Origin of the sequence: Streptomyces sp. NPDC000594, from assembly GCF_040299965.1 — a bacterium.
Taxonomy (GTDB): Bacteria; Actinomycetota; Actinomycetes; order Streptomycetales; family Streptomycetaceae; genus Streptomyces.
In genome coordinates this window covers 1-6,676 of the sequence record NZ_JBEPCY010000071.1, presented here as the reverse complement: position 1 = coordinate 6,676, position 6,676 = coordinate 1, and the positions used below count along the sequence as shown (strand labels likewise).

Below are 6,676 nucleotides of genomic sequence, written 5' to 3'. Positions count from 1 at the left end.
CAGGCATCCAGGCCGACGAACTCACCGTCCACACCCCCGACCTCGACGACGTCTTCTTCGCCCTCACCGGCGGCACCGACACCCCCGACCGCACCAAGGAGACCGTCCGATGAACACCCTCTCCCTCGCCGTCCGCGACGCGTCCACCATGCTGCGCCGCAATCTGCTGCACGCCCGGCGCTACCCGTCCCTCACCCTGAATCTGCTGCTCACACCGATCATTCTGCTGCTGCTCTTCGTCTACATCTTCGGTGACGCGATGAGCGCGGGCATCGGCGGCGGCAGTGCGGACCGCTCCGACTACATCGCCTATGTCGTCCCCGGCATCCTGATGATGACCATCGGCGGTACGGTCGTCGGCGCCGCGGTCTCCGTCTCCATGGACATGACCGAGGGCATCATCGCCCGCTTCCGGACGATGGCGATCCACCGGGGCTCCGTGATCATCGGGCATGTCATCGGCAGCGTGCTCCAGTCCGTCGCCAGTGTGGCCCTCGTCGGCGCCGTCGCCGTGGCCATCGGCTTCCGCTCCGTCGACGCCACGCCCCTGGAGTGGCTCGCGGCCTTCGGACTGCTCGTCCTGGTCGCCCTGGCGCTCACCTGGATCGCGGTCGGGATGGGGCTGGGCAGCCCGAACGCCGAGGCGGCCAGCAACAACGCGATGCCGCTGATCGTCCTCCCGCTGATCTCCAGCGCCTTTGTCCCGGTCGACGCGATGCCGGGCTGGTTCCGGCCGATCGCCGAGTACCAGCCGTTCACCCCCGCCATCGAGACCCTGCGCGGCCTGCTGCTCGGCACGGAGATCGGCCACAACGGCTGGCTCGCCCTCGCCTGGTGCGTCGTCCTGACCGCACTCGGCTACCGCTGGTCCATGGCGCTGTTCAACCGCGACCCGCGATGAGCGCCGCCACCGCCGCCCGCAGTTCGTCCCGCCCCAGGGCGGCGTACTCCGACACCGCGTCGGCGTATGCCGCCCCGTCGGCCTCCCCGGCGGTCCGCCGGGCACGCTCCGCCGACATCGTGGGATGGAACTCGCGCAGCACCCCGAGACGGGCGGCGAGCGCCAGCATCCGCACCGCCCCGGTGTCACCGGAGACGAGCCCCGCCATCCCCAGGGCGTGCAGCACCGTCCCGTACACCGGAAGCTCCATGGGGGGCGCGGACGGCCCGGAGAGCAGGGTGCGCAGCCCCCACCGGAGCCGGCCGACCGCCTCCGCGACCGGTTCGAGCCGGCCGGCGTACGCGTGGGCCGTCACCGCCACCGACTGGACCTCCAGGGCCCAGGGCTCCAGCCAGGGATCGCCGCCGTACAGGGTGCCGCCCTCGGAGAGCCGGTCCACGGCGTCGCGCCACAGCCCGAGCCCGGCCTCCGTCAGCCCCCGGCTGAGCGCGATCTCGGCGCGCCCGCCGGTCTCGGGCCGGTAGAAGGTGTCCCGCTGGGGGGTGTTGTCCAGCTCCGCCTGCTGGAGCCAGTACTCGGCCTCGTCCGGGGCGCCGCGCTGGAGGCAGGCGAGGACCAGGGCCGAGTGGACGCCGATGTAGTCGTGCCCGTCGCCGAGCCGGGGCAGCGCCGTGAGCGCCGCCTTGAGATGCCCGTACGCCTCCTCGCCCCGACCCGACCGCAGACACAGGTCGCTCAGCCGGGAGTGCGCCATGAGATGGAGCGACGGGTTGTCGAACGGGGCCAGCGCGGTGACCGTCCGGCGGGCCGAGACGATCGCGCGCCCGATCTCGTGCTCGTACTCCCATACATAGGTGGCGATGCACTCGGCGAGCCCGGCGACCAGCGGGTGGTCGCTCGCGCAGAGTTCGTGCAGCACCTCGTAGCCGGGGGCCCGTATCCCGGGGACCGCGCCCAGGACCACCGCGCCGGCCCGCAGCAGTGTGTCCGGCGGGGCCGGGGGCAGCCGCCGGAGGGTGACCAACTGGCGTACGGCGCGCAGACCGTACCCCATCAGCAGGCTGGTGGTGCACAACACCGCGGCGGCGCGGGTGACCTCGACGTACTCGGGCTCGGGGTAGTAGTGCGACAGCTGCGGGCCGGTGTCCGCGGCGAGGGCGACCAGCCGGGGGAAGTTGGAGTCGGTGGACCACAGCGCGGCGAGGACGGCGGTGAGGGCGGCGACCGTGGGTCCGTCGGTACGGGCCAGGGCGTGCCGCAGGGCCAGGAGGAGGTTGTCCTGCTCGGCCCGGGTCCGCTCCCAGGCGTCCAGCCGGTCCGAGCCGAAGAGCACCTCGTGATACGTGACGCCGAACTCCCGCGCCCAGAGCAGGAACCGGCCGATCGCCTCCTCGTCCTCGCCCGCCTCCGTACGCCGGGCCGCGCTGAACTCCCGTACCGTCTCCAGCATCCGGAACCGCACACCCGCCGGGGTGTCGGCGACGGTGATCAGCGACTGGGCGGCCAACTGCTCCAGCAGGAACAGCGCGTCGTCGCCGAGGACCCGTTCCGCCGCTTCGCCGAGGAAGCCGCCGGGGAAGACGGAGAGGGTACGCAGCGCCGCGCGGGCGTCCTCCGCGAGCAGGTTCCAGCTCCACTCCACGACCGCGTGGAGCGTGCGATGGCGCTCGGGAACGCCCCGTACCCCGCCGCTCAGCAGGGCGAACCGGTCGCCGAGCCGGCGGGCGATCTCCGGCACCGAGAGCACCCGGACCCGTGCCGCGGCCAGCTCCACGGCGAGCGGCAGCCCGTCGAGCTGGCGGCAGAGCCCGGCCACCGCCTCCGGAGGCAGCTCCACACCGGGCCGGGCGGCCCTCGCCCGCTGGGTGAAGAGCTGGACGGAGGTGTCGAGGCCCAGCTCCGGCAGGGCGTACAGGGCCTCCGACGTCAGACCGAGGGCGGCCCGGCTGGTGGTGAGCACCCGCAGCTCCTTCGAGGCCGAGACCAGGGCCTGGACGAGGTCGGCGGCGCCCCGGACGATCTGCTCGCAGTTGTCCAGGACCAGCAGCGCGGGCCCGGCGCCGAGCGCACCGAGGATGCCGGGGACCGGGTCGGCCGGTCCCTGTCCCGGTCCCCCCTGCCCTGGTCCCCGCGCCTCGCCGGCGCCGAGCGCGGAGGCCACCTCGGCGGCCACGTCCTCGTCGGCGGTGACACCGGCGAGCGGCACGAAGTACACCACGCGCTGTTCGGCGCGGCGGCTGACGGCATGCGCCAGCCGGGTCTTGCCGAGGCCGCCGGGGCCGACGACGGTGACGGCACGGGAGGTGCGCAACAGCCGCTCCACCGCGGCGATGTCCTCGTCCCGGCCCAGCAGCGGATTGGGTTCATGCGGTACGCCGTGCCGGGCCACCGGGGGTTCGCCGCGCAGCAACTCCCGCTGGACGGCCCGCAGCCCGGCGCCCGGATCGGTGCCGAGCGCGTCACGCAGCTCGCGGCGGTACGCCTCGTACCGGGTGAGCGCGGCGGCCGGACCCGCCGTCGCGCCCTCGCCGCGCAGCAGTTCGGCGAGGACCTCCTCGTCGCGGGGGTGCTCCGCGGCGGCCACGGCGAGCGGCCCGGCGGCCTCCGCGTACCGCCCGAGACGGGCCAGGGCGAGCGCCCGGGCACGGGCGAGCGCGCCCCGGACGGGGGCACGTTCGGCGCGCAGCGCGGCCACCGGGTCGCCGGGGTCGCCGGGCCCCTCGGGGGTGCCCTCCCACAGCGCGAGCCCGGCCTCGGCCGCCGCCAGCGATCCCGCGTGGTCCCCGGCCCTGGCCCGCTCCGCGCTCGCGGCGGCGTGCAGCAGCAGGGCGGAGCAGTCCACCCGGTCCTCGGCGAGCGCGAGCCGGTACCCGCTCGCCGTGGCGACGATGACCTCGGCACCCAGCTGCGCCCGCGCCCGCGAGACCAGCACCTGGAGCGCCTTCCCCGGCCGCTCCGGCAACGCCTCCGGCCACACCCCGGCCACCAGCCGCTCGGTCCCGCACCCCGCCCGCAACTCTCCCGCGAGCAGCGCGAGAAGCCCCCGCAGCCGGGGCGCGGTGACCTCCTGCCCGCGATAGGCGACACGCGGCAACAGGGTCAGATCGGTGTTCACCCGTGCAGGTTAACCAAGCCCGCCCGCCGCGACCGCCGCCCATTCCGCCGCCCCGGGGCCGCTGCGGGTGCGGACCCGTCCCCGCACTCAGAAGCCCGTGTCGCCTCCGGCCGTGTCGGCTCCTCGGCGTCGGGCTGTGCTCGGCAGGGCGTGCGCGATCAGGGTCTTCGCCGCCGCCCGTGCGTGTCGGCCGTAGTCCGCTTCGCCGAGCACCATGGCGCGACTGGCCGCCCCGTCCGCGAGGGTGACCAGTTGTTCGGCGAGCGCGGCGGGTTCGTGGCAGCCCAGTTCCGTCACCAGCGCGGTGACCAGCCGTACCATCTGCAGTTTCTGTTCGCGGGCGTAGGAGTGGACCGCGCTCTCGGGGTCGGGGAACTCCGCTGCGGCGTCGATGAATGGGCATCCTCGTACCGGTGTCGCGTCCGGCATGGGGTCGAACAGCCCGAGGATCCGCTCCAGCGGGGGGATGTCCTCGCGGTTCAGTACGTCTTCCAGAGTGGCACCCGACGCGGTGAGGTCCTGGAGGTGGGCGATCACCAGGTCGCTCTTGGTCCGGAAATGCGCGTAGAGCGTGCGTTTGGACACGGGTGCCGCCTCCGCCACCTGCTCCATACCGGTCGCGTTGATGCCGTGGGTCGCGAACAGCTGGGTGGCGGCGGCCAGGATGCGCTCCCGTCCGCCCCGCCCCCGCCCCCTCGCGGATTCCGTAGTCGTCGCACTCATGCATCAAGTATACGGAAGCGTTTACTTTGAGAGGTGGCGCCTGTTAGGTTCACGCAATGTAAACGGTTACGTTTACATTGACTGCTGCCGAGGAGTCCTTCGTGAGCCTGTTGGTCCCCACCGAGCTGAGTGACGGTGCGGAGAAGCTGATACGCGGCCGTCGCTCGACCCGCGCGTTCCGTCCGGAGGCCCTCCCCGAGGACACGATTCGTGCGATCTTCTCGCTGGCCGGTTCCGCGCCGTCCAACTCCAACGCACAGCCCTGGCGGGTGGAGGTGGTGAGCGGCGCCACTCGCGAACGCCTGGCCGACGCCTTGCGGGTGGCCCACGCCGAGAAGCGCGTCTCGGTCGATTTCCCGTATCCCGAGGACCTGTACTCACCGGTGCTCCAGGCGCGCCGGGCGGCGTTCGGTGCCCAGCTGTACGGAGCGCTGGGCATCGGAGCCGACGATCACGAGGCGCGGGCGGCCTACGACGCGGAAAGCCTGCGCTTCTACGGCGCGCCGCACGCCGCGTTCCTGTTCGTCACCGGGGACGGCGGGGCCCGGCTCGCCGCTGACGTCGGTGCCTATCTGCAGACCCTGCTCCTGGCGATGACGGCCTACGGTGTGGCGAGTTGTCCGCAGGGGCTGCTGAGCTTCTATGCCGACACGGTCCGCGCCGAACTCGCGGTCGGTGAAGGGCGACTGCTCGTGGGCGTCTCCTTCGGCCGTGCCGACGGAGCGGCACCCGTCAACCACGTCAGGGCCGGGAGGGCTGCGCTCGAAGCGATCACGACTTTCCACGGCTAGTCGGTTCGCGTGTGCGCACTGCTCCTGGTGCTGCGGCAGCCGGGAAAGTCTGCTCGATGGAGTGCCTCTGGGGCGGCTCTTCTTCCTGTCGGATCTGTGGGCTGTGTGTCATGTTCGGCATGAAGTCGTATGGGACGGTCCGTGCCTCAGGCGGACAGCTCTGGTCTGCCCGCTGTGCGGTGGGTGACCTGTTCATTCCGTTCGTGGTTCCTGATGCCGCGGCGGGGCAGCTGTGGCTTGGTGCCGGGTGGGCCCGCAAGTGGACGGTGGCCTACCGGTTTGCCGGGTCGGAGGTCGTGTGCCCGGTACGGGATGTGGCATCGGTGCCGCTCTTCGGGGCTCAGCCGGTCCGTTCCTTCAGCTGGCGTCCCCGGCAGCGGCACCGTCCGGGTCCGCACTCGATGGTGAGTACGGGGCGGTTGCACGGCTTCGAGAGCCCGGAACTACGGCATCGCCCTCGGGAAGACCGCCGAGCACCTCGGCGAGGGCCGCCCGCTGGCCGCCGTCGCGGACGACGAGATCGGCGGGGCGCTGGAACTCCTCTGGGGCAGCTCGGCGGTGAACACCTGGAACGCCCGCCGCGGCGCGGTCCTCTCCTGGACCGGCTGGTGCGCCGAGCGCGGCTACGACGGGCCGGCAGTCCCGGCCTGGGCGAAGCGGCTTCCGCCGCCGGACTCCGACACCCCGGTGCGCTCGAAGATGGCGATCGACCGGCTGATCGCCCGCCGCGACGTCCACCTCCGGGAGAAGCCTGTGGCGGATGCTCTACGAGACCTGCGCCCGCTCCGAGGAAATCCTGGACGTCAACATCGAGGACCTCAACCTGGCCGGCCGACGGGCCCCGGTGAAGTCCAAGGGTGCCAAGCCCAAGGTGCGCCGGCGCGGCACGGTTCGCGCCGACTACGTGCTGGAGACGGTGTTCTGGGACGCCGGTACCGCCCGGCTGCTGCCGCGCCTGCTCAAGGGCCGCACCCGCGGGCCAGTGTTCGTCACCCACCGCCGCCCCGGACCCGGCAAGATGCTCTCAGCCCGGGACGTCTGCCCAGACACCGGCCTAGGTCCAATGCCGTTGTCTTTGTGGTGGGCGTACTGTGTTTGGTAGTGGGTCCCGGGGGTGGTTCAGGTGGCTGCGAGTGTGTCTGACTT

At 72.7% G+C, this 6,676-nt stretch carries 4 protein-coding genes and 2 pseudogenes; 4 read left to right on the top strand and 2 right to left on the bottom strand.

All coding sequences use genetic code 11. From position 1 onward, the window contains the following. Together ABT354_RS37885 and ABT354_RS37880 are read left to right on the top strand one after the other, a co-directional pair. Positions 1-113: pseudogene (locus tag ABT354_RS37885) on the top strand (ABC transporter); the annotation flags it as partial. After that, a complete protein-coding gene (locus ABT354_RS37880) occupies positions 110-901 on the top strand; it encodes an ABC transporter permease (protein WP_351502603.1) in 792 nt (263 codons plus the stop codon). The pseudogene ABT354_RS37885 and the gene ABT354_RS37880, both read left to right, overlap by 4 nt. Here the strand turns inward: ABT354_RS37880 and ABT354_RS37875 are convergent. Together ABT354_RS37875 and ABT354_RS37870 are read right to left on the bottom strand one after the other, a co-directional pair. Beyond that, positions 882-4,016, bottom strand: a complete 3,135-nt coding sequence (locus tag ABT354_RS37875; RefSeq protein WP_351502601.1) for an ATP-binding protein — start codon at positions 4,014-4,016, stop codon at positions 882-884. The genes ABT354_RS37880 and ABT354_RS37875 overlap by 20 nt on opposite strands. Positions 4,017-4,103: 87 nt before the next feature. Next, positions 4,104-4,739 (bottom strand): TetR/AcrR family transcriptional regulator, encoded by a 636-nt coding sequence (locus ABT354_RS37870; protein ID WP_351502598.1) that lies wholly within the window; start codon positions 4,737-4,739, stop codon positions 4,104-4,106. A 101-nt stretch (positions 4,740-4,840) separates the two neighbouring features. On the opposite strand from ABT354_RS37870, the gene ABT354_RS37865 reads away from it, so the two are divergent. Together ABT354_RS37865 and ABT354_RS37860 are read left to right on the top strand one after the other, a co-directional pair. Next, positions 4,841-5,530, top strand: coding sequence for a nitroreductase (locus ABT354_RS37865; protein ID WP_351502596.1), 690 nt, complete (start codon positions 4,841-4,843; stop codon positions 5,528-5,530). Between the two features lie 438 nt (positions 5,531-5,968). Beyond that, positions 5,969-6,587: pseudogene (locus ABT354_RS37860) on the top strand (site-specific integrase); the annotation flags it as partial. Positions 6,588-6,676: the final 89 nt, after the last annotated feature.